At 42.8% G+C, this 1,221-nt stretch carries 1 protein-coding gene; it reads left to right on the plus strand.

Annotated elements, in window-relative coordinates:
* On the plus strand, nt 1-1,221 hold a 1,221-nt coding region (locus IEV15_RS14515), incomplete at both ends, for an FIDD domain-containing protein (RefSeq protein ID WP_505661214.1).

A 1,221-nucleotide genomic window follows, 5' to 3' on the forward strand; every position in this document is an offset into this window, starting at 1 on the left:
TGCAAGCACAAGACAACACCAACCCGATAGCTAACGTTTTAAGCTTTAGCAACGGTACTCCAAATCAACAAATCATTTGGGTACGAGTAGAAATAATAGCTACAGGTTGTTACAGTATTGTACCGCTCACCCTTACGGTTAATCCGATACCGGTGTTACCACTTTCTCTACCTTCGTATAGTTTGTGTGAAACCGACCCAACGGATGAGCGAGAAATTTTCGCCATTAGAGATTATGTATCAGCACAATTACCAACACCGGGCTATGAGTTTGCATTTTATTTCAGTGAAGCTGATGCAGATAACAACCAAAACCCGCTACCGGATAACTATGAAAACGTAGCTAATCCACAAACGATATGGATTGTAGTAACCAACGAAACTACAGGATGTAGCAACAAGACGGTTGTAGACCTTAGAGTAGAACCCCGTCCGATATTGCAGTTACCACTAGGAGGATTAACCTTGTGTGATGACAATGGAGAAGGTTATGGTAATTTTGATTTAACAGCAGAGGTAAACAACTTACTCAATGGAGCCACAGGGGTAACGGTAACCTTCTATGAAACACTTCAAAATGCGGAATTGGCCGTAGATGCTCTATCAAGTCCGTATGAGAACATTACACCGTATCTACAGTTCATCTACATTAGAGCAGAGAACGATGTTACGGGCTGTTACAGCACCTATACTTTGACATTAAATGTCAACCCATCACCCATTATTCCGGTTGATTTACCCAATCTAACCCTATGTGACCAAGACGGTAACCCACAAAGTGGTACAACGGCCTTTGACCTTACCCAACAAAACGCTATTATCTTAGCGGCACAACCGGCAGGTTTGGGCAGTTATACGATTCGATACTTTACAACAGAAGCAAACGCACAAGATAATACGAGTGCTATTGTTCCGGCAACAAATTATATCAATACGACAAGTCCACAAACGATATGGTACCGCGTTAGCAACAACACCTCGAACTGTTTCTCTATTGGAACGTTCCAGTTGATTGTCAACACGCCATTGGCACTGACAACACCAACGCCACTGGCACAGTGTAATCCGGATAATGACAACTTTATGGAGTTTGACTTAACGACAAAAGATGCGGAGATTACCCAAGGATTACCGGGCTATACCGTAACGTATTACCCGAGTTATGCTCAGGCCTTATCAGAAACAGGTCCGATTACTAACCCAACGGCTTATACGAACCTTA

The sequence above is a fragment of the Flavobacterium orientale genome (genome assembly GCF_014638005.1).
Lineage (GTDB): Bacteria > Bacteroidota > Bacteroidia > Flavobacteriales > Flavobacteriaceae > Flavobacterium > Flavobacterium orientale.